Source organism: Enterobacter cloacae complex sp. IR5422, assembly GCF_049238165.1.
GTDB classification, from domain to species: Bacteria; Pseudomonadota; Gammaproteobacteria; order Enterobacterales; family Enterobacteriaceae; genus Enterobacter; species Enterobacter roggenkampii.
In genome coordinates, this window is sequence record NZ_JBMKHT010000035.1 from 1 (window position 1) to 21,209 (window position 21,209).

23 protein-coding genes are annotated in these 21,209 nt (G+C 53.7%); 11 read left to right on the plus strand and 12 right to left on the minus strand.

Annotated elements, in window-relative coordinates:
* Positions 1-245 precede the first annotated feature (245 nt).
* Together pepT and ACOTXT_RS16270 are read left to right on the plus strand one after the other, a co-directional pair.
* Complete coding sequence (gene pepT / locus ACOTXT_RS16265) at positions 246-1,469, plus strand: peptidase T (protein ID WP_023292767.1); 1,224 nt, start codon at positions 246-248, stop codon at positions 1,467-1,469.
* A 95-nt stretch (positions 1,470-1,564) separates the two neighbouring features.
* Positions 1,565-2,056, plus strand: a complete 492-nt coding sequence (locus ACOTXT_RS16270; protein WP_128302209.1) for an REP-associated tyrosine transposase — start codon at positions 1,565-1,567, stop codon at positions 2,054-2,056.
* Between the two features lie 90 nt (positions 2,057-2,146).
* Here ACOTXT_RS16270 and ACOTXT_RS16275 read toward each other — a convergent pair whose 3' ends face one another.
* The 8 genes from ACOTXT_RS16275 to rluE all read right to left on the minus strand — a co-directional run bounded on the left by ACOTXT_RS16275 (position 2,147) and on the right by rluE (position 9,956).
* The gene (locus ACOTXT_RS16275) at positions 2,147-3,268 is read right to left on the minus strand and encodes a cupin domain-containing protein (RefSeq protein WP_025911765.1); all 1,122 of its coding nucleotides are present in this window, start codon (positions 3,266-3,268) and stop codon (positions 2,147-2,149) included.
* Between the two features lie 91 nt (positions 3,269-3,359).
* Positions 3,360-4,823: a two-component system sensor histidine kinase PhoQ gene (gene phoQ, locus ACOTXT_RS16280; RefSeq protein ID WP_008500759.1), complete on the minus strand. Its 1,464-nt coding sequence runs from the start codon at positions 4,821-4,823 to the stop codon at positions 3,360-3,362.
* The gene (gene phoP / locus ACOTXT_RS16285) at positions 4,824-5,495 is read right to left on the minus strand and encodes a two-component system response regulator PhoP (RefSeq protein ID WP_032664133.1); all 672 of its coding nucleotides are present in this window, start codon (positions 5,493-5,495) and stop codon (positions 4,824-4,826) included. It lies immediately after the preceding gene.
* Positions 5,496-5,618: 123 nt separating this feature from the next.
* Entirely contained in the window at positions 5,619-6,989 is a 1,371-nt protein-coding gene (gene purB, locus ACOTXT_RS16290; protein WP_333164402.1) for an adenylosuccinate lyase, read from the minus strand.
* A gap of 19 nt (positions 6,990-7,008) precedes the next feature.
* Positions 7,009-7,638 (minus strand): high frequency lysogenization protein HflD, encoded by a 630-nt coding sequence (gene hflD / locus ACOTXT_RS16295; protein WP_008500756.1) that lies wholly within the window; start codon positions 7,636-7,638, stop codon positions 7,009-7,011.
* Between the two features lie 28 nt (positions 7,639-7,666).
* Positions 7,667-8,779, minus strand: a complete 1,113-nt coding sequence (gene mnmA / locus ACOTXT_RS16300; protein ID WP_021241033.1) for a tRNA 2-thiouridine(34) synthase MnmA — start codon at positions 8,777-8,779, stop codon at positions 7,667-7,669.
* Between the two features lie 40 nt (positions 8,780-8,819).
* A complete protein-coding gene (locus tag ACOTXT_RS16305) occupies positions 8,820-9,293 on the minus strand; it encodes an NUDIX hydrolase (RefSeq protein ID WP_032651463.1) in 474 nt (157 codons plus the stop codon).
* A 9-nt stretch (positions 9,294-9,302) separates the two neighbouring features.
* Positions 9,303-9,956, minus strand: coding sequence for a 23S rRNA pseudouridine(2457) synthase RluE (rluE, locus tag ACOTXT_RS16310; protein ID WP_039024695.1), 654 nt, complete (start codon positions 9,954-9,956; stop codon positions 9,303-9,305).
* Positions 9,957-10,073: 117 nt separating this feature from the next.
* Between rluE and icd the strand changes: the two genes are divergently transcribed.
* The 3 genes from icd (at position 10,074) to ACOTXT_RS16325 (ending at position 12,069) form a co-directional block, all read left to right on the plus strand.
* Positions 10,074-11,324 (plus strand): NADP-dependent isocitrate dehydrogenase, encoded by a 1,251-nt coding sequence (gene icd, locus ACOTXT_RS16315; protein ID WP_023292761.1) that lies wholly within the window; start codon positions 10,074-10,076, stop codon positions 11,322-11,324.
* Positions 11,325-11,401: 77 nt separating this feature from the next.
* Positions 11,402-11,749, plus strand: coding sequence for a DUF1304 domain-containing protein (locus ACOTXT_RS16320; protein WP_045353685.1), 348 nt, complete (start codon positions 11,402-11,404; stop codon positions 11,747-11,749).
* 74 nt (positions 11,750-11,823) lie between these two features.
* Complete coding sequence (locus ACOTXT_RS16325) at positions 11,824-12,069, plus strand: DUF2543 family protein (protein WP_025911748.1); 246 nt, start codon at positions 11,824-11,826, stop codon at positions 12,067-12,069.
* A gap of 290 nt (positions 12,070-12,359) precedes the next feature.
* Here ACOTXT_RS16325 and ACOTXT_RS16330 read toward each other — a convergent pair whose 3' ends face one another.
* A complete protein-coding gene (locus tag ACOTXT_RS16330; RefSeq protein WP_063618147.1) occupies positions 12,360-13,859 on the minus strand; it encodes an EAL domain-containing protein in 1,500 nt (499 codons plus the stop codon).
* Between the two features lie 236 nt (positions 13,860-14,095).
* Between ACOTXT_RS16330 and ACOTXT_RS16335 the strand changes: the two genes are divergently transcribed.
* The 3 genes from ACOTXT_RS16335 to ACOTXT_RS16345 all read left to right on the plus strand — a co-directional run bounded on the left by ACOTXT_RS16335 (position 14,096) and on the right by ACOTXT_RS16345 (position 17,801).
* Complete coding sequence (locus tag ACOTXT_RS16335; protein WP_008500748.1) at positions 14,096-15,616, plus strand: EAL domain-containing protein; 1,521 nt, start codon at positions 14,096-14,098, stop codon at positions 15,614-15,616.
* Between the two features lie 166 nt (positions 15,617-15,782).
* Positions 15,783-17,267, plus strand: a complete 1,485-nt coding sequence (locus ACOTXT_RS16340) for a sensor domain-containing diguanylate cyclase (protein ID WP_369804006.1) — start codon at positions 15,783-15,785, stop codon at positions 17,265-17,267.
* A 285-nt stretch (positions 17,268-17,552) separates the two neighbouring features.
* The gene (locus ACOTXT_RS16345) at positions 17,553-17,801 is read left to right on the plus strand and encodes a GlsB/YeaQ/YmgE family stress response membrane protein (RefSeq protein WP_008500746.1); all 249 of its coding nucleotides are present in this window, start codon (positions 17,553-17,555) and stop codon (positions 17,799-17,801) included.
* Between the two features lie 130 nt (positions 17,802-17,931).
* Here ACOTXT_RS16345 and ACOTXT_RS16350 read toward each other — a convergent pair whose 3' ends face one another.
* Both ACOTXT_RS16350 and ACOTXT_RS16355 read right to left on the minus strand, forming a co-directional pair.
* Complete coding sequence (locus tag ACOTXT_RS16350) at positions 17,932-18,030, minus strand: YoaK family small membrane protein (RefSeq protein WP_014883431.1); 99 nt, start codon at positions 18,028-18,030, stop codon at positions 17,932-17,934.
* A gap of 45 nt (positions 18,031-18,075) precedes the next feature.
* Positions 18,076-19,104, minus strand: a complete 1,029-nt coding sequence (locus ACOTXT_RS16355) for a sensor domain-containing diguanylate cyclase (protein ID WP_031274981.1) — start codon at positions 19,102-19,104, stop codon at positions 18,076-18,078.
* Positions 19,105-19,413: 309 nt separating this feature from the next.
* Between ACOTXT_RS16355 and ACOTXT_RS16360 the strand changes: the two genes are divergently transcribed.
* Both ACOTXT_RS16360 and ACOTXT_RS16365 read left to right on the plus strand, forming a co-directional pair.
* The gene (locus tag ACOTXT_RS16360) at positions 19,414-19,668 is read left to right on the plus strand and encodes a DUF333 domain-containing protein (protein WP_008500743.1); all 255 of its coding nucleotides are present in this window, start codon (positions 19,414-19,416) and stop codon (positions 19,666-19,668) included.
* 80 nt (positions 19,669-19,748) lie between these two features.
* Complete coding sequence (locus ACOTXT_RS16365) at positions 19,749-20,054, plus strand: hypothetical protein (protein WP_008500742.1); 306 nt, start codon at positions 19,749-19,751, stop codon at positions 20,052-20,054.
* Here ACOTXT_RS16365 and ACOTXT_RS16370 read toward each other — a convergent pair whose 3' ends face one another.
* The gene (locus tag ACOTXT_RS16370) at positions 20,055-20,399 is read right to left on the minus strand and encodes a DUF488 domain-containing protein (protein ID WP_046091770.1); all 345 of its coding nucleotides are present in this window, start codon (positions 20,397-20,399) and stop codon (positions 20,055-20,057) included.
* 101 nt (positions 20,400-20,500) lie between these two features.
* Here ACOTXT_RS16370 and ACOTXT_RS16375 point away from each other — a divergent pair, with 101 nt between their 5' ends.
* Positions 20,501-21,208 carry a CTP synthase C-terminal region-related (seleno)protein gene (locus tag ACOTXT_RS16375; RefSeq protein ID WP_021241044.1) on the plus strand — a complete coding sequence of 236 codons (708 nt, stop codon included), beginning with the start codon at positions 20,501-20,503 and terminating at the stop codon, positions 21,206-21,208.
* Position 21,209 lies beyond the last annotated feature (1 nt).

Here is a 21,209-nt window from a genome sequence, read left to right on the forward strand (position 1 = left end):
CGGGTCTGGCGGCGTTTACTGGAAAACTCACTGTCGGCAAAAGTCAGTTGCTGGCTCATCCGGTTACTCATTCTGGGTTCAGGTTACAACACGATGATCTCACATCTCGGACTTATTCGCACCTTCCCTAACGCACAACGATATAAACGGAAAATATTCTCGTTTGCGGGATAAAAGTGACCTGACGCAATATTTGCGTTTTGATGCTTATTGATAATGTTGTCACAAAAAGTGAGGGTGACTGCATGGATAAATTACTTGAGCGTTTTTTACAGTACGTTTCGCTGGATACCCAATCTAAGCCGGGTGTTCGCCAGGTGCCGAGCACCGAAGGCCAGTGGAAGCTATTAAACCTGCTTAAAGAGCAGCTTGACGCCATGGGGCTGGTCAACGTCACGTTAAGCGAGAAAGGCACTGTGATGGGAACGCTGCCGGCGAATGTCCCAGGCGACATTCCGGCGATTGGCTTTATCTCCCATGTCGACACCTCTCCGGATTTTAGCGGTAAACATGTGAACCCGCAGATTGTTGAAAACTACCGCGGCGGCGACATTGCGCTGGGCATTGGCGACGAAGTGCTCTCGCCCGTGATGTTCCCGGTGCTGCACCAGCTGCTCGGTCAGACGCTGATCACCACCGATGGTAAAACGCTGCTGGGGGCGGATGACAAAGCGGGCATCGCGGAGATCATGACGGCGCTGGCGGTGCTGAAGGGCAACGATATTCCGCACGGTGATATCCGCGTGGCCTTTACGCCGGATGAAGAGGTCGGCAAGGGCGCGAAGCACTTCGACGTGGACGCCTTTAACGCCCAGTGGGCCTACACCGTCGACGGTGGCGGCGTCGGTGAGCTGGAGTATGAAAACTTCAATGCCGCGTCAGTCACGATCAAAATTGTCGGCAACAACGTCCACCCAGGCTCTGCCAAAGGCGTCATGGTCAACGCGCTGTCGCTGGCGTCGCGTATTCATGCAGAAGTCCCGGCGGAAGAGAGCCCCGAACAGACCGAAGGGTATGAAGGTTTCTATCACCTGACCAGCATCAAAGGCACCGTGGACAGCGCGCAGATGCACTACATCATCCGCGATTTTGACCGTAAAGCCTTTGAGGCGCGCAAGCGTAAGATGATGGAGATCGCCAAGAAGGTGGGCAAGGGCCTGCATCCTGACTGCTATATCGAGCTCATCATCGAAGACAGCTATTACAATATGCGCGAGAAGGTGATGGCCCATCCGCATATTCTCGATATCGCCCAGCAGGCGATGCGCGACTGCGATATTGAACCGATATTAAAACCGATTCGCGGCGGTACCGACGGTTCTCAGCTGTCGTTTATGGGACTACCGTGCCCGAACCTGTTTACCGGTGGCTATAACTACCACGGTAAACATGAGTTTGTGACGCTGGAAGGGATGGAAAAGGCGGTGAAGGTGATAGTGCGGATAGCTGAGTTGACCGCTAAACGCTAAAAAATGCCCGGTGGCGCTGCGCTTACCGGGCCTACGATCCGAATGTAGGCCGGGTAAGGCAAAGCCGCCACCCGGCAATGAGGCAAGGAGTGCCCATGTCAAACTACCGTCGCCATTACGTCCCCGGTGGCACCTGGTTTTTCACCGTTAACCTGCAAAACCGTCAAAGCGATTTGCTTACCCGCCATATCGATAGCCTGCGTTCCGCCACCTCAACGGTTAAGCGTGCGAAGCCCTTCACCATCAACGCGTGGGTTATTTTGCCTGAACATATGCACTGTATCTGGAGCCTACCGGACGGGGACAGTGATTTTTCCGCCCGCTGGCGGGATATCAAAAAGACATTCAGCCGCAGCATCGACATGCGCTATATCTGGCAGCCACGATTCTGGGAGCACACTATCCGCAACGAAGAGGACTACCGGCGGCATGTGGATTACATTTATATCAATCCGCTGAAGCACGGCTATGTGGGTAAAGTCAGCGACTGGCCGTATTCAACGTTTCATCGGGACGTGGCTGAAGGGTTGTATCCGGTGGATTGGGCAGGAGAGATTGAGGATTTTGCCGCGGGGGAGCGGAAGTGAAAAGCCGGGTGGCGGCTACGCCTTACCCGGCCTACAAAAGCTCGATCCCGTAGGCCCGGTAAGCGCAGCGCCACCGGGCACTAAAGCGACTCAGTCCTCAAAGAACCAGTACCCGCTGTTGACCAGCGCGGCCAGCATCGCGAGGAAAGACGGGTCTTCAAGCGCATCGCCAAAGGTATCCGCAGTCAGCACCAGATGGCTGGCTATGGCTTCCAGCGCCGGACGATGCGGAGAGTCCAGCTTCTCGCCGTTGACGAACACGTCCTCACCAATGCGCAGCACGCGCAATCCGCCCAGGCGCGTCAGCTTGTCGCCTTGCTGAAGCGCATCGTAAATCTCGTCCGCCTGATACGGCGGCTCCGGAGGCGCAACGTCCAGCTCGTGGCGGGACTGGCTAATAAACTCGCCAAACCACTGACGGAAATGTTCCGGCTCGTTGATCAGATCCAGCATCATGCCGCGCAGCTTATCCAGCTCCGCAGGCAGGATGTCTGCCGGGTGCTCACGCGCAGGCACGTCGGGATCGCTGTAACGATAGCTGCCCAGCTCGCGCTGCAGAACATAGTCGGCAAATCCGCTGATCATCTCGCGGCCGCTTGGCGCGCGGAACCCGACGGAGTAGTTGAGGGAGTTCTCCAGGGAGTAGCCTTCATGAGGGAATCCCGGCGGGATGTAGAGAATGTCGCCCGGCTCCAGCTCTTCGTCGATAATCCCTTCAAACGGATCAACCTGAAGCAGGTCCGGATGCGGGCAGTGCTGCTTCATCGGCACTTTTTCGCCCACGCGCCAGCGGCGGCGGCCCGTACCCTGAATGATGAACACATCGTACTGGTCCAGATGCGGACCCACGCCGCCACCCGGTACGGAGAAGGAGATCATCAGATCGTCCATGCGCCAGTCGGGCAGGGCGCGGAACGGACGCATTAATGCGGCCGTCGGCTCGTGCCAGTGGTTGACAGCCTGTACCAGCAGCGACCAGTTGTTTTCACCGAGATGATCGTAGCTTTCGAAAGGACCGTGGCTAACCTGCCATTTCCCGTCCTGGTGGCTGACCAGGCGGCTGTCGACTTCGTTTTCCATGGCCAGACCGGCCAGCTCGTCAGGCGAGATAGGGTCGACAAAATTGCTGAACCCGCGTTTCAGAACGACCGGGCGTTTTTGCCAGTAACGTTCAATAAACTCGGGCCAGTTAAGCGTTAAGTGATAATCCATATTTTTTTATTCCGCAGGCTCTTACTGACTCGGATTATAACGGAAGCTCAGCCCCCCGGCTGCGAGATCCTCGCATTTTTCACATAACGGGTTAACTATCGTTCGATGTCGGCTGCTGGCGACCAAAAATGACCTCCATTCGCGCGCCGCCCAGCAAACTTTCGCTGGTTTCGATTTTCCCGTCATACTGGTCGACAATCTCCCGGGCGACGGCTAATCCAACGCCCTGGCCAGGACGTAGCGTATCGGCGCGCTGACCGCGATCGAACACCACATCACGTTTATTGCGCGGGATCCCCGGGCCATCATCCTCCACGATGATATGCAGTTCGTTATCCGTCTGGCGCGCCGACACTTCCACGAACTCCAGACAGTATTTGCAGGCGTTATCCAGCAGGTTGCCCATCACTTCCATGAAGTCATTTTTTTCACCCACAAAGCTTATCTCTGGCGAGATATCGAGGCTGATATTCACCCCTTTACGCTGATACACCTTGTTGAGGGCGGACGTGAGGTTATCCAGAAGCGGGGCGACCGGATGCAGCTCGCGGCTCAGCAGGGCGCTGCCGGAACGCATGCTGGCGCGGTGGAGGTAATAGCCAATTTGCTGGGAAATACGGCTGATCTGCTCCAGCATCACCGGCTCGGCATCGTCGACGCTCAGCTTCGAACTGCGCATGGAACGCAGGGTGCTTTGCATCACCGCGAGCGGGGTTTTCAGGCTGTGGGTCAGATCGGTAAGCGTCGTACGGTATTTATCATAGCGTTCGCGTTCACTTTTCAGCAGGCGGTTGAGGTTACGCACCAGGCTGGTGAGCTCGCGGGTGGTTTCCGGATTAAGCTTTTCGCGATGATGTTCTTCCAGCTCGCGAACCTCTTTCGCCAGTGATTCAATGGGGCGCAGGCTCCACCACGCCGCTATCCACAGCAGCGGGATCACCAGCAGCAGATTTGCCGCCAGAACGTAGATGAACCAGCTCCAGACCATATAAGAACGCTTCAGCTCGACCGGAATGGTGTCGATCACCACGATGGTCAGCTGCGGCATGTTTAGCGTCGCCGGATAAAGGTTGATCGCAACGGAGTGCGTCATCTCCGTTTCGGCGTCGTCGGCGCGGATCTCGTTCAGCTTTTGCTGCAGGGAACGATCTTCACGGATCAGCGAGCTGGTGGTGTTGAGATCGGCTTCAATTTCGTGAAACCCGTTGGTTTTAAGCCACTCCGGACGAATGCTTTTAACCAGCCACGGAATGTCGCGCTGCGCCCACAGCAGTTTCCCCTTTTCGTTGTAAATCAGGGCCAGGGTGGGGCTTTGCTGATTAAGATTTTCCGGCATTTCGACGGTGATTCGGTTATCTTCCCATTTCGCCAGGGTATAAAACAGATTGCTTTCGCCGCGTAAGAGACGAAAGGTCGTTTTATCGAAGCTGACGCTGTACCCCACCAGGGCGACCATGCCGTAGGAGAGCGACAGCACCAGCACCACCGCAGCCGTTGCCAGTAAAAAACGAACCCGCAGTGAGAGGGGCAGAAGATGACGCAAAATCCGTCTCATTTAGCGTAATTCAAACAGGTAGCCCTGACCGCGGACGGTGGTAATCACATCCTGCGGGTGCTGGGCCTGAATTTTCTTACGCAGTCGTCCCATCAGCACGTCAATGGTATGGCTCTCGCGCAGTTCAGCGTCAGGGTAGAGCTGAAGCATTAAAGAATCTTTACTCACCACCTTGCCGCTGTTGCGGATCAGCGTTTCCATAATCGTATATTCGAATGCGGTCAGCTTGATGACTTCATCGTTAATTGAGAGCTCGCGGCGGGAGAGATCGACCTGGAAAGGCGGGATAGAAATAACCTGCGACGCCAGCCCGCTGTTGCGACGGAGCAGCGCCTGCATGCGGGCCGCCACCTCTTCAATATGGAACGGCTTAGTGACGTAATCATCTGCACCCGCGCTGAGCACTTCAACCTTATCTTGCCAGCCTTCACGAGCGGTCAGCACCAGAACCGGCAGGGAAACATCGTGGCTGCGCCAGCGGCGAATCAACGACAGGCCGTCTTCGTCAGGCAACCCTAAATCGACAATGGCGATATCCGGCAGGTGTTCATTGAGATAATAATCGGCTTCTTTTGCATCTTCAGCATCGTCCACCTGATGTCCCATCTCCTGAAGCTGAACCTTCAGGTGATGGCGTAGCAATGCGTTATCCTCAACAACCAGTACGCGCATCATCTTTTCTCCCAGAATAAATAGTATGAATAGTTTAACGCTGATTATGTTGCTGTGGGGATAAACATTGAGTAAACCGGGGAAAAGCAACCCCCTTTCCGGGCGGAAAGGGGGGAGAAGGGATTATTTCAGCTCGTCAACCATGGTGATGGCGCGGCCAATGTAGTTCGCCGGAGTCATCGCCTTCAGGCGGGTTTTCTCTTCTTCCGGCAGCGCCAGGCCGTCGATAAACTGCTTCATACCTTCGGCATCAACGCGTTTGCCGCGGGTCAGCTCTTTCAGCTTCTCGTACGGTTTTTCGATGCCGTAACGACGCATCACGGTCTGAATCGGCTCCGCCAGCACTTCCCAGTTGTGATCCAGTTCGTCCAGCAGACGATCGCGGTTCACTTCCAGCTTGCTCACGCCTTTCAGCGTGGACTGGTACGCGATCAGCGCGTAGCCGATGCCCACGCCCAGGTTACGCAGTACGGTGGAGTCGGTCAGGTCGCGCTGCCAGCGGGATACCGGCAGTTTGCTCGCCATATGCTGCAGCACGGCGTTCGCCAGACCCAGGTTACCTTCGGAGTTTTCGAAGTCGATCGGGTTCACTTTGTGCGGCATGGTGGAAGAGCCGATTTCACCGGCGATGGTTTTCTGCTTGAAGTGGTTCAGGGCGATGTAGCCCCACACGTCACGATCGAAGTCGATCAGGATGGTGTTAAAGCGCGCGATGCAGTCAAACAGCTCCGCAATATAGTCGTGCGGCTCAATCTGGGTGGTGTACGGGTTCCACTGAATGCCCAGTGAGGTCACGAACTCTTTGCTGAACTGGTGCCAGTCCACTTCCGGATACGCGGCGATGTGGGCGTTATAGTTACCGACCGCGCCGTTGATTTTGCCCAGAATTTCAACCTGTTCCAGCTGACGGTACTGGCGCTCCATACGGTACGCGACGTTCGCCATCTCTTTACCCATCGTGGATGGGGTGGCTGGCTGGCCGTGGGTACGGGAGAGCAGCGGAATGTCGCGGTATTCCACGGACAGCGCTTTCACCGCGTCGATGATTTTACGCCAGTAAGGCAGCACCACCTCTTTGCGCGCGGTGGAGAGCATCAGCGCATGAGAGAGGTTGTTGATGTCTTCAGACGTACAGGCGAAGTGAATGAACTCAGACACGGCGTGCAGCGCAGGAACGCTTTCCACTTTCTCCTTCAGGAAGTACTCAACCGCCTTCACGTCGTGGTTGGTGGTGCGCTCAATGGTTTTAATGCGCGCGGCGTCTTGTTCGCTAAACTCGGCAACGATTTTATCAAGGTAATCGTTTGCCTTTTCGTCAAAAGCAGGAACTTCCTTGATTGCTGCCTGGGCGGCCAGCTTTTGCAGCCAGCGTACTTCAACCTGAACACGGAACTTCAGCAAACCATATTCGCTGAAGATCCCGCGCAGCGCGCTGACTTTATCGCCGTAGCGTCCATCGACAGGGGATACGGCGGTCAGTGAGGATAATTCCATAATTCGCAACTCCGGGAGGTTAACAATGAGCAAGAATTTGTTTTGCCTGAGTGGTCAGGCGATTACGAGAAAACATTAACTGCAGGCGGCCACCGCCAACCTGGTGCCACAGCACGGCGGCACGGATCCCTGCCAGCAGGGAGGCGCGTACTTTTGCCTGTACCTGCGGGCTTTGCAGCACGGCAGGGGAGCCGGTGACCTGAATCCGTGGGCCCAGCGGGCTGATGACGTCAACATAAATGCCGGCCATGGCGCTCAGCAGCGTGTCGGACTGCAGGTCAAAATGGTCAAGCTGACGCTGTAACCCGGCAATGCGATCGCCCAGGGTATTAAGCGCGCCTTTTGCTGCGCTCAGCTTACGCTCCAGCACCATCAGGCTCAACGTGTAGCGGGTCAGCTCTGCGTTTAACCCCTGACGGCTGCTGGCGTTAAGCACGCCAAGCAGGGTTTCAAGACCGAGACGAAGATTGGTTTCACTGCCACCGAACACGCCCAGGGTCGAACCGGGGTTGAGGTCGATAACGCTATTGAGTGAAACGTGCAGGGCATCAGCGTCGCAATGACCCTGATGCGCCAGCTGTTGCACCAGACGGGCTGACTGGCAAATTCCCGCCAGCGCCAGGGTGATGTCATAGTAGTTCTTCGCCACACGGTCTCCTTTATGTGTGCAAACGCTGTTAAACAGCGGGCAGCGGCAGGCGCTGTTCAATGATCCCGCCGCCCAGGCAGATTTCGCCGCTGTAGAAGACAGCGGACTGACCCGGGGTGACGGCGGCGACCGGCTCGTCGAAGCGCACGTCAATGCGGTCGTCATCAAGCGCGGTAACGGTGCAAGGAATATCGGTCTGACGGTAGCGTGTTTTCACCGTGCAGCGCAGCGTGCCTTTCAGCGGCTCACGATCGACCCAGTGCAGCTGCTGCGCGATCAGGCCAACGGACATCAGACGCGGATGGTCGTGACCCTGAGCAACAACCAGAATATTGTTTTCGACATCTTTGTCGACCACGTACCACGGATCTTCGCTACCTTCTTTCGTCCCGCCGATACCCAGGCCTTTACGCTGGCCTAAGGTGTGGTACATCAGCCCCTGATGCTGGCCAATCTCTTCCCCGTCGACGGTGACAATTTTACCCGGCTGTGCGGGCAGGTAACGTCCGAGGAAATCGCGGAATTTGCGCTCGCCGATGAAGCAGATACCCGTAGAGTCTTTTTTCTTCGCAGTGATCAGGTCCAGCTCTTCGGCGATTTTACGCACCTGAGGCTTTTCCAGCTCGCCAACCGGGAACAGGCTCTGGGCGATTTGCTCGTGGCTCAGCGTATAGAGGAAGTAGCTTTGATCTTTGTTGCCGTCCAGACCGCGCAGCAGCTGGCTTTTGCCATTCACGTCAGCGCGACGCACGTAGTGACCGGTCGCAATGTAGTCTGCGCCCAGATCTTCCGCGGCGAATTCCAGGAAGGCCTTAAATTTGATCTCTTTGTTGCACAGAATATCCGGGTTCGGCGTACGGCCCGCTTTGTACTCTTCGAGGAAGAGTTCAAAAACGTTGTCCCAGTATTCTGCGGCAAAGTTAACGGTGTGCAGTTCAATGCCGAGCTTATCGCACACGGCCTGCGCATCGGCGAGATCCGCTGCGGCAGTGCAGTATTCCTCGCCGTCATCTTCCTCCCAGTTCTTCATGAACAGGCCCTCCACCTTATAGCCCTGTTGCTGTAACAGGTAGGCGGAAACGGAGGAATCGACACCGCCGGACATGCCGACGATCACTTTTTTCTGGCTGTTATCTGACATGGAATACTCACGACATTGAACTTCAAGGCGGCGTATTCTATCACGCCCCCCCACCATTGGCACCCTCTGTAAACGGCCAGTTAAATGCGCCGATGACATCCAGCGGCAAGCGTGCGCCTGACTGCCAGCAGCGGATGCTTTCCGCAACCAGCGGCGAGCGCAGGTTTGGCGCGTTCAGGATCTCGTCGGCGGTGACCCACAGGCAGCGGTCGATATCGTTATCCTGCGGCTCAGTGGCGCACGTTTCGCTAAGCTCAACGGCAAATAAAAAACGCAGGAACGGTGTGCTGTCGGGCGCAATCCACTGGTGCATACGGATGAAGTGCTGGGGCTCGGCGTGAATACCGGTCTCTTCCCACAGCTCGCGTTTTGCCGCCTGCAGGAGGGTCTCATTGGCTTCAAGGTGCCCGGCAGGCTGGTTCCACAGCGCTTTGCCGTTAATGCTCTCTTCGACAACAAGGAATTTCCCCCGGGCGTGGACCACGCAGGCAACCGTGACATGAGGTTTAAACATAGTGACTCCTTAAGAGGTAACGTCCCGCCATTCACCGTTTGCCAGCGTTTCCAGGGTGTAGTTACCCATGGCGTAACGAATCAGGCGCAGGGTGGGGAAGCCGACGTGTGCGGTCATGCGCCGAACCTGGCGGTTGCGGCCTTCATAAAGGGTGATTTTAAGCCAGCTTGTCGGAATGGATTTGCGTTCGCGGATAGGCGGGTTACGCGGCCACAGCCACGCCGGTTCATTCACGCGTTCAATACCTGCCGGCAGGGTGGGACCGTCGTTTAGCGTGACGCCTTTGCGCAATTTTTCCAGCGTCTCGTCATCCGGCTCGCCTTCTACCTGGACGAAGTAAATTTTGCCGGTGCGTTTCCCCGGCTGCGTGAGCTTCGCCTGCAGCGCGCCGTCGTTGGTCAAGACCAGCAGGCCTTCGCTGTCGCGGTCCAGACGCCCGGCCGCGTAGACCCCCTGAACCGGGATGTAGTCCTTAAGCGTGCTGCGTCCGGCTTCATCGGTGAACTGCGGCAAAACATCGTAGGGTTTATTGAACAGAATCACCCGCTTTGGCTGGGTTTCTTGCGGTCGTCTGGCGGCTTGTCGCGAGCTGAATCGCTCAACCCGGTGTTTTGTAAAAGAAGTTTTCTTCATGGTATTTTCAGGCGTTATCAATTGCCGCATTATAGCCTAATAACGAAGACCTTTCATGGCGTCGGACAATCAGGTACTATCGAAGGGCTCATTACAATTTATTAACATAAGATCAGTAACAACCAGAAGCGCTCGAAGGAGAGGTTAATGGAAAGCAAAGTAGTTGTTCCGGCGGAAGGTAAAAAGATCACCCTGCAAAACGGCAAGATTAACGTTCCTCACAATCCGATTATTCCATTCATCGAAGGTGATGGTATCGGTGTAGACGTTACCCCGGCAATGCTGAAAGTGGTTGATGCCGCTGTTGAGAAAGCCTACAAAGGCGAGCGTAAAATTTCCTGGATGGAAATTTACACCGGTGAGAAATCGACGCAAGTTTATGGCCAGGACGTCTGGCTGCCAGCAGAAACGCTGGACCTGATCCGCGACTACCGCGTTGCTATCAAAGGCCCACTGACGACGCCAGTTGGCGGCGGTATCCGTTCCCTGAACGTGGCACTGCGTCAGGAGCTGGACCTGTACGTCTGTCTGCGTCCGGTTCGTTACTATCAGGGCACCCCAAGCCCGGTTAAGCACCCAGAACTGACCGACATGGTCATCTTCCGCGAAAACTCAGAAGACATCTACGCGGGTATCGAATGGAAAGCGGACTCTGCTGATGCAGAGAAAGTGATTAAATTCCTGCGCGAAGAGATGGGCGTGAAGAAAATTCGCTTCCCTGAGCATTGCGGTATCGGCATTAAGCCGTGCTCCGAAGAAGGGACCAAGCGTCTGGTGCGCGCGGCCATCGAATATGCGATCACCAACGACCGTGACTCTGTGACCCTGGTTCACAAAGGCAACATCATGAAGTTCACCGAAGGCGCGTTCAAAGACTGGGGCTACCAGTTGGCGAAAGAAGAGTTCGGCGGTGAGCTGATCGACGGCGGCCCATGGCAGAAGATCAAAAACCCAAACACCGGCAAAGAGATCGTCATTAAAGATGTGATCGCCGATGCGTTCCTGCAGCAGATCCTGCTGCGTCCAGCGGAATACGACGTGATTGCCTGTATGAACCTGAACGGTGACTACATCTCTGACGCCCTGGCAGCTCAGGTTGGCGGTATCGGTATCGCCCCTGGCGCGAACATCGGTGACGAGTGCGCCCTGTTCGAAGCTACCCACGGTACTGCACCAAAATACGCAGGCCAGGACAAAGTGAACCCGGGCTCTATCATCCTCTCCGCAGAGATGATGCTGCGTCATATGGAATGGTTCGAAGCCGCAGACCTGATCGTTAAAGGTATGGAAGGCGCAATCAACGCGAAAACCGTAACCTATGACTTTGAACGTCTGATGGAAGGCGCTAAGCTGCTGAAATGCTCAGAGTTTGGCGACGCGATTATCGCGAACATGTAATCCAGATTCTGGGTTAAACAAGAGCGGGGGCCTGAGGGTTCCCGTTTTTTTTGCCTCTGCCCGCGGGAGACAACCCGATGTTAGCCACTGTCCTTATCACTGTCGTTGCACTTATTCATCTCTACATTCTTGTGCTGGAAATGTTCCTGTGGAATACCAAAACAGGGCACAAGGCCTTTAATCTGCGTCCTGATTTTGCACGCGACACCCGCGTGCTGGCGGCAAATCAGGGTCTGTATAACGGGTTCCTGGCGGCGGGCCTGCTGTGGAGCCTCTGGCTCGGCGAAAACGGGGTTCAGGTGGCCATCTTCTTCCTGACCTGCGTGCTGATCGCCGGGCTTTTTGGCGCAGCCACCGCCAGCCGTAAAATTTTGTACGTTCAGGCCATTCCCGCGCTCGCTGCGCTGCTTGCGTTACTCATCTGAAGCAATGCTTTGGTTGAGATAATGTGTCCGATATACTCGTGACGTTACCTTTATTGACCAGAGACGAGACTGTTATGCACAACGATATCCCCCTGAAATATTATGATATTGCCGATGAGTACGCGACGGAGGCCGCAGAGCAAGTCGCGGAATCAGAGCGCGACGCGCTGGCACACTATTTCCAGCTGCTGCTCACCCGCTTAGCGAATAATGAGGAGATCAGCGAGGAAGCCCAGCAGGAGATGGCCACAGAAGCCGGGATCCGTGCGGGTCGCATTGATGATGTTGCGAACTTCCTCAATCAATGGGGAAATGAATAGCCTGCCTTAGAAACCGTTATGCTGATGCTTTGCGATACAGCTCAGCATCACGCTATCAGACCACATGCATTTTTTCCGCAGAATAGGCGAAGCGGGTTTATCGACAAACAGCGCGAAAATAACGATCAGAAGAAAGAGTACTGCTGGAAAAACTAAGGATAATTTCACGTTTTTAACCAAAATAAGAGTGTGCTTCAGGGGAATCTACCGTCTGAATATGACGACTATATGTTTTGGCGGAAAAAATGGAAACGTCCGAGTGTAAAAAAACGAGCAGGACAGGCTTCAGGTTAGGGGGCGACGCCGGTGAGTCGCTTCGCCAGCTCGCTCCGGGTGAGTGCTTTTGAAAAATACCATCCCTGGATCAGCGCGTCGGGATATCTGTCCGCAATAAAGCGATACTGAGTTTCATTTTCCACGCCCTCGAAAACAACGGTTTTATTCAACTTCGCGAGGGCATCGCTGAAGATAACAAATATGTTTTGCTTATAATCTTCGCTGATGCCATCCACCAGCGATTTATCGATTTTGATTTCATCATATTCAAGCTGCGACAGCCGGGCCAGATTTGAATTTTGCACGCCGAAATCATCGATTGAAATTTTAACGCCAAGCGATTTTAGTTCCTGGCAGAATCCCTCAAGGATATCCGCCGCGGAAACGGCTTTCTCAGAAAGCTCGACCTTCATCAGGGAAAGGGGAAGGTTGTTGACTAAGCACTCGCGACGCAAAATGTTAATAAACTGTCCGTCTTCAATTTCTTTCCGCCCAACGTTGATTGAAACGATCAGCTGATGCTTAATCGCCAGCGGGGCAATTTCTGAGAGAGATTTACCGATAACATTGCCATAATATCTTTTATACAGCCCGATTTTCTTAATTAATGGGATAAACAGCTCCGGCGAGACGTCTCCGTGTTTTTGATCGCGCCATCGCGACAGAACTTCCACGCCCACGATTTTTTGATCGCGAATGCGAATAATGGGCTGGTAATTAACGCTGAAGGTATTCGTTATCACGGCTTTGATTAGCGTACGTTCCAGCGAAAAACGGTCTTCATGGATACGGAAGAAAAATAACGTTATCGCGACCCAGATAAAGTAGAGAATGATCGCGAGAAACGTCAAGATAAACGGGGGTAACGAGGCCAGTCCCGCATCGTGATGTTTTACAATCACGCATAAATCCCACACGGCGCTGCACTGTGTAATGGTCAGGGTGAACAACGTGGAGTGCAGCCAGCTCCGCGCTCGCAGGTCGGGGGCAGCCGAAAAAAAGATCCGGCCAAAGTCCTTTGTGGTGGCACTCAGGGAATAGCTTGCGGTAACCGGGGTGAATTTATCGTAAGCATAGCGGGAGGTGAAGATAATAATATTATTATAAATGGCCGCATTGCCCGTGAAAAAGTCTTTTCTTGAAAACTGCGCGAGGAGAAAACCTCTCGGCGTTTTATGCAGTTCCGCAGGAAGTGGAACGGGCGTCGCGAGTTTACCCCAAAAAGCAGTACAGATAATTTTTCCTTTTTCAATAAAACCGATATCGCCGAAATAGAGGTTGTTAAGCTTTATTTGTCTGTAGCTATCAAGGCTGGTTTTATCACACCCCTGCGTCGTTATGCTTTTAAGGCCCAGCGCCACGTTTTGGGACAGGTCTTCGGAATAATGTAAAAGGGTCCGGGATATTTCAAGCTGTTTGGTTTTTTGCTGACCAAGGATAACCGCATTGACCGCATAAAGAGACAGGATGACCAGAAGCGTTGAAACGATCGCAACGGCAATGCGCTTTTTCATTTTCCGGTTATCCTGTCCGCTCCCTGAATTCATAAATCTTAACACAGCCTGGGCAAGGCACAAGCCTGATAGTCACGCCGGGTGAGCAAATTCGGGCGGGTGAACTCATACGAAAGCATCAGTTTTTTAAGACAATTCTCAGCTAAGCTATTTTCATTGCGATCGGCAACGTCAGGTAAACCACGGTTTCTTCTTTCAGATCCTTCATGCTTGTTTATTCTATTAAGGAAAACATCGTGCGCAACGTGATGATCCCTATTCTCAGTGCCCTGTTTCTTTTTCTGATCGGCATACTGATTATTAACTGGCAGTTATGGCAGATGGCGAAAATGAATAACGTTCATACCGCCACGGTAAGCACCCAGAAAATAGAAAGCATTTTGTCGGAAGCCGTCAGTGCGGCCAACACGGCGAAGCGCGTTGCGGAGCAGGGGTGTACCAGCAGCGGGCAGCTGGCGCTGGGGACAGAAGCTGCGCTAAAACCGCATCTGCGCGCCATCATGATCCAGCAGCAGGGGCAAATCATCTGTACATCCCTTCCGGGGAATGGCGTATTGATTGTTCATCCGGAGACGCTACCTGAAAAAGAATTAATGCTGCTCCCCGGTAATCGACTGGTGAACGGCATCCCGGTACTTGTCTTCCAGATGCCCATCGCGGGCGGGCGCATCATCGTCAGCGTCAGCGATGCGCATTTGCAGGACGTCATCGCGAATGCATCAAACAGCGTTGACCTGGGGTTGGTTGTCGGCGAAAGCATGTTTACGCGCAACGGTGACGTGACCGGATGGAAAGCGGCCTCGTGGACGGGTTCACTTACGGCATCTTCGCAATTCCCCTTTAGTCTGGCCTGGCAACCGCCTGCCTTTTTTAGCCTGACGCGGCTACTGCACCAGGGCTGGAGCCTGATACTGCTGATTCTCGCGCTATCCCTGGCGGTGGGCATTTTGATCCGTCGATACAAGGGAAAAAGCACCACCTTTGAAGACGATTTGCGTAAGGCCATTTTGCAGGGAGAGATCGTGCCTTACTACCAGCCGATCGTGAACGGGGACACCGGCGGGTTATACGGGGTTGAAGTCCTGGCAAGGTGGAAGCATCCAAAGTCTGGGTTTATCCCGCCGGATGTCTTTATTCCGATTGCTGAACGTAGCGGGTTGATTATTCCGCTGACCAAAGGCTTGATGGCGAAAGTGGTCACACAGCTTAAGCCGCTGTTGCCGAAGCTACCGGATGGGTTCCATATCGGAGTGAACATCAGCGCCAGACACATTGATGCCCCTTCTTTCCTCGGTGACTGTCGTCTCTTCGGCAAGGGGTTTCAGGGTAAAGCCGTGAAGCTGGTTCTCGAGGTGACCGAGCGTGAACCGTTGATCGATAATCCTCATCTGGTGGAAAACCTCAACGCGCTGCATAACGCCGGTTTTGTCATTGCACTGGATGATTTTGGTACGGGGTATTCCGGGCTGTCATGTCTTAATGCGCTTGCCATAGATTATATTAAAATTGATAAAAGCTTTGTTAACCGGGTTTCTGAGGAAAAGGACTCAACGATCCTGCTGGACTGCGTTATTGACCTGGCGAAAAAACTCTCATTACGTATCGTGGCCGAAGGTGTAGAAACGAAAGAGCAGCTGGAGTACCTCAACCGTAATGAAATTACCCTGTTGCAGGGGTATTATTTTGGTAAACCCGTCTCCTATATCGATTTTATTAAAGTCATTTTATCTAAGCCCAGGGAGGCCGTGATGCTGTAAAACGTCAGGCGGTGTAAAAAATCAGGAATAAAGCGTGTTGCCTGGCGGTGAAACACAAAATAAAGACGAGCTTCTGTTGTATGCTTAAGTGCAATTCATTTTCCTCTTATCCTGAGCTTTGTTACAGTGACAAGAGTTGTCAGCCAGGGATATCAGGCGTGATAAGGTGGAAAAGCTCGTGCATGTGAAAAATACTTTTTACACAACAACCATTACCGTCATCATTGTCTCATTGATCATCTCGCTGGCGCTTGCCGTCCAAATTGCCACGTCCAGACAGCAGTCAATCCAGCAAATTAATACCAGCGTCGCTAATCTTAGCCACACCCTGGATGTTTATACTGAAGGGATCATGCGCCAGAGTGAAATGTTAATTACTACCGTTTCCGACATAATCGAAATTTATGGCATGACCCCGCAGCAGGCGACCAATATTCAGCACATGATCCATAATCAGGATAACCTTCTTACCCAGATTAATAATGTGGTTGTTTACGATGCTCAGGGCGATATCTTCACCGCGCTGCATGAAAGTTTCACGGGGCCACGCAAAGGCTCGGACAGAGAGTTTTTTATCTATCACCAGGAAAATAAAACTCAGCAGGTCTTTATTGGGGAGCCGGTGGTAAGCAGAACCAATGGCAAATGGGTTATCACCCTCAGTCGGCGCCTTGAAACCCAGTCCGGGGCATTTAACGGTGTCGTGGTGGTGACGCTCGGTATTGAAAATTTTCTGGCACTCTACGGGCAGATTAATATCGGCCACTCGGGCGTCATCGGCTTAACGACGCAATCAGGCGTACTGCTGGTCCGTTATCCCTTTAAAAATACCTATATCGGCACGATTGTTTCTGATTCACCGCTCTTCAGGAAATATCTCAAAGTACAAAATACGGGGATAGCCAGCTCCATCTCACGGTTTGATAAAATCGAGCGCATCTATGCCTATGAGAAAAACCGACGCTACGGACTGGTCACCACAGTGGCCGTCAGCATTGATGAAGCTCTTGCACCCTGGCGCAAGCAGGCGATTCAGCTGGCGGTACTCATTTTCGTGTTTACGGCGATACTCATCGTGGCGTCGTACTTCCTGTATTCCGACCTGTCCCGAAAAACACGGGATAACAAAGCGCTGAAGATTATCGCTTCAGAAGATGCATTGACCGGGCTGTACAACCGCCGCGTCTTTGATGAAAAAATCCTCTCGGAAATTGCTACGTGCGCCGCGCATGACGCGCCGATTTCGGTACTGATCGTGGACGTGGACTACTTCAAAAAATACAACGATAACTATGGTCATCCTGAAGGGGACCGGTGTCTGGCAATGCTCGGAAACAGCCTCAGGGAGAGCCTTACCCGTGATAATCAGCTTGTGGCGCGCTACGGCGGAGAGGAGTTTGCGCTGATATTGCCGGATGCGGATATTCAGGAGGCACTTCGTCTGGCCCAGACGATTATTCGCAATGTGTTCTCGCTGCAAATCGCGCATGCCTTTAGTCCCTTCGGCCGGGTGACGGTAAGCGTCGGAATTTCCACCGCCCGTGCCGTCGACATTGCAGGCAGCCAGCAAAATATCATTATTGCCGCAGACCAGGCGCTCTATCAGGCGAAACGCGCGGGACGTAACCGGTACGCGTTTGTTGGGGTATGAGCAAAAAAAAAAGCCCACTCAGGAGTGGGCAAAAAATACTGGAAGCAATGTGAGCAATGTCGTACTGAATACCTGAGTGTTTCTCTCAACTATTCAGTGTTGAGAAAGATAATCTTTCTCAACAAAAGTTGCAACCCCACAGTTTATGTGGCCCGTTCTTTTTGTTGATGAAAAATGACGCACTCTCTCACTGTGATGCTTATCACAAATTTCCTTTCTGGAATCCTGTGCTATTCTTTTTTGTGTCGTTGATTTAATGACAAAAACCATACAGAGAGGAAAGTTATGGGAATTTTATCCTGGATTATCTTTGGGCTTATTGCGGGTATTCTGGCGAAGTGGATCATGCCGGGCAAAGATGGCGGTGGGTTTATCGTCACCGTAATACTGGGTATTGTCGGCGCGGTAGTCGGCGGCTGGATCAGTACGCTGTTCGGTTTTGGCAAGGTCGATGGCTTTAACTTCGGCAGTTTCGCCGTCGCGGTGATCGGTGCGCTGGTTGTTCTGTTTATCTACAGAAAGATCAAAAGCTAAGGTCTGAAAGCGTTGAAAAAGGCTGCCAGATGGCGGCCTTTTTACGTACTGGCGTTTACCACCAGCCAAGCTGCGTGCCGGCAAACGCCGCGATGGCAACGATCAGCATAATGACGGTTGTCTTCCGCATTTATGCCCCCGGCGCCGCGTAACCGCCGACAAAAAACCACGCTAAAAATACCACCGCCGTTATAAATATAACGACCGGGAAGAGGATCCCTATTCTCATACCATCACCTGTTTCGGTTTCTGTAACGCCGTAGAGTGTACGGGGTTAATCAATGGTGAGAAAGCGTGATTTGCTTTTTCCTTTCTTATCCTGATACATCGCGACATCCGCAGCGCGTAACGCGCTGTCAGGATCGGTTGCGGCAGGGTCCACTTCGATCACGCCGAAGCTGGCGCCCGGATAAATAATATGAACGCTGCCCAGCCAGTATTCGCCAGCGATGCAGGCGCTGAGGCGCGTTTTGAGCAGCGTAAGCTGCGCGTTATCCCCGTCCTGGTGGGGCTGGCTTAGCGACGCCACCAGAAATTCATCCCCGCCCAGACGACCGATAATATCGTCCTGCTGTTTCTCTTCCGTCAAACGCTTACCCACTTCTATCAGGAACTGGTCGCCAGCCTCGTGGCCGTAACGATCGTTAATCAGTTTGAAATCATCCAGATCGATGAACGCGATGATGGCGTTACGCTTAAGATGCCGGGCCAGAGAAAAGAGGGTGGTCAGATCTTCAAAAATGGCGCGACGGTTGGGTAAACCGGTAAGGGCATCCGTATAGGAGTGCGCGATGAGGGCCGCATTGGCCTCGCGAAGCTGGGTGACCAGCGACTCTTTCTGAATGGATTGGGCGATCAGCCCGGCGAAGAGCTTCAGAACCTGTTCACCGCGCTCGCTCAGCGGCTTTCTGGCCGTGCTGGTGGCACAGAGCGTTCCGTAAAGTGAACCATCCGCAAGATGGACAGGAATACTCATGTAGGTGGTAATGCCAAGTGCTTTCGCTGCTTCACACTCGGGCCAACGCTCGGGCACGTCATTGCTGAATATCGTGTCACTATCCAGCGCGCGCTTGCACAGCGTCTCATCCCATGGGACGCTCAGCCCCTCCGGGATCGTCATCTGTTTGCTGTTGCGAGCGTAGAGAATGTGCTGCAGCCGCGCTTCGATATCCACCTTCGTCAGGTAGGTCGACTCCATGTCGGTGACAATCTCCAGCATCTCCAGCAGCTGGCGAACGAGGCTTTCAAGGGATTGTTCGGTGGCAAGGGTTTCTGAAACGCGAGCGAGGATAAGATCCGACATGACGTAGAATGACTCCCAGGCAGAAGACGTCTGCATCTGCATGTTATGCTGAATTTTTAGGCTTCAGACATAGTAAAACATGAATACAGAAAATTTAATATATGCAGGGGGCGGGCAGCAGGCGAGAAAAAAAGCCCCGTTGTTGAGACCGGGGCAAAGACATCTTGATTACGGAATGATGTTCTCTGGTCATATCGAGAACATGCCACACTATAGTGCTGAAAAGTGCAGTTAAAATGGAGAAATCATGGAGAACGTGGCGATGACCCGTTACCCTTAGACTCTGATGACGTCAAAAGGATCAATGAGATGAGATTTCTGCTTCTGGCGCTGGCGCTTCCCCTGGCCGCCTGCACCGCCAAAACCACGCCACCTGATGCACCGAAACCGCCGCACGTTATCGGTATGGCGAACCCAGCTTCCGTCTACTGTCTGGAGAAAGGCGGGGAACAGGTCCCGGTTCAAAGCCCGCAGGGCGTGCGTACCGAGTGCAAATTACCGGGCGGCGAAGTGATTGATGAATGGACGCTCTATCGTCGCGACCATCCGCAACCCGCCAGGTGACAAAGTAATATTGCCTGCGATACACTTCTCTTTAAGATTATTCTTAGCCAGTTCCTGGCGTTCGTTATCGTGAGAGAAGTATGTTTCAGCTAAAACCGGGCAGCATGGCGATGATCGTTGGCGCCCGCACGGCGTCAGGTCGTCGCAATATTGGTAAATCCGTTGAGCTGTTTGGCCTTTGCCAGCCTGGCCTGCGTTTTGTTAACCCCGTCAACGGCGTGATGACGCAATTACCGGTCACCGCAGATCGCGCGCTTTGGCTGGTGACGGGTGATGTCTACGCCTTTGACAACCAGCACGGCTTTGCCTTTGTCCGCGCCGAACATCTGATGCCGCTCACCCCGGATGAAGCGCCGCAAATTCTGGATGAACTGACGATCGGCTGATCACAGATGCCGCAGCCAGTCGGCTAAGACCAGAGCGTGATTTTGCTCCGTGTTTTTGGCAGCAAAGAGCAGGGTGACGGTCTGCCTGCGCGCCAGCGTCGCCAGACGCGCGCCCTCGTCAGCCTGCTGCGCCAGCTCTTCCCGATAGGCCTGACTGAAGGCGGCGAAATCAATCGTGTCGCTGTGAAAAGCCTTTCGTAGTTCATTCGAAGGCGTGAGCGCTTTACACCATTCGTCATACGCGAGATCCGTTTTCTTCAGCCCGCGCGGCCACAGCCTGTCCACCAGTACCCGATAGCCGTCGTCAGGGCTTGCCTGTTCGTATACCCGTTTGCACTGAATCATGATTCCACCCTCCCAATTTAAGGTATTGTGATAATTGCAAAAGATCGGTAGTCTGAGGTTCCTTATGTTATCTGATAATACTCTGGCATAAGGAACCTTTCATGGAACACCTCCCGGTTAAAACAACGCTGCGCATTGCGCTGGTTGGCGATTACAATCCCAATGTTATTGCGCATCAGGCTATCCCGCTGGCCATTGACGACGCCGCTGCAGTGCTTGACCTCACCGCCGATTACGACTGGCTGGCCACGACGGAGCTAACAAGCGCTGAAGATCTGGTGGGCTACGATGCCATCTGGCTGGTTCCTGCCAGCCCCTATAAAAACACGGCGGCCGCTTTTATTGCCGCGCGCTACGCCCGTGAGAACGGCATCCCGTTCCTGGGCACCTGCGGCGGGTTCCAGCATGCGCTGATTGAGTATGCCCGAAACGTGCTGGGCTGGGCTGATGCGGCACACGCTGAGACGGATACCGAAGGCACCATGGTGATTGCGCCGCTGACCTGCTCGCTGGTGGAAAAAACGGATGCCATTGAGCTGCGCAATAATACGCTGATCGCCAAAGCGTACGGCAAGCCCGAAATTGAAGAGGGGTATCACTGTAACTATGGCGTGTCGCCGGCGTTTGCGCAGGCGCTGGAAAGCGGTGATATGCATGTAACGGGCTGGGACGATCAGGGTGAAATTCGTGCCGCGGAGCTGGTGACGCACCCGTTCTTCGTGATCACCTTATTCCAGCATGAACGTGCCGCGCTGGAAGGACGCCCGGTCGTGCTGGTGCAGGCGATGCTGCGCGCAGCGCGCGGGTAAA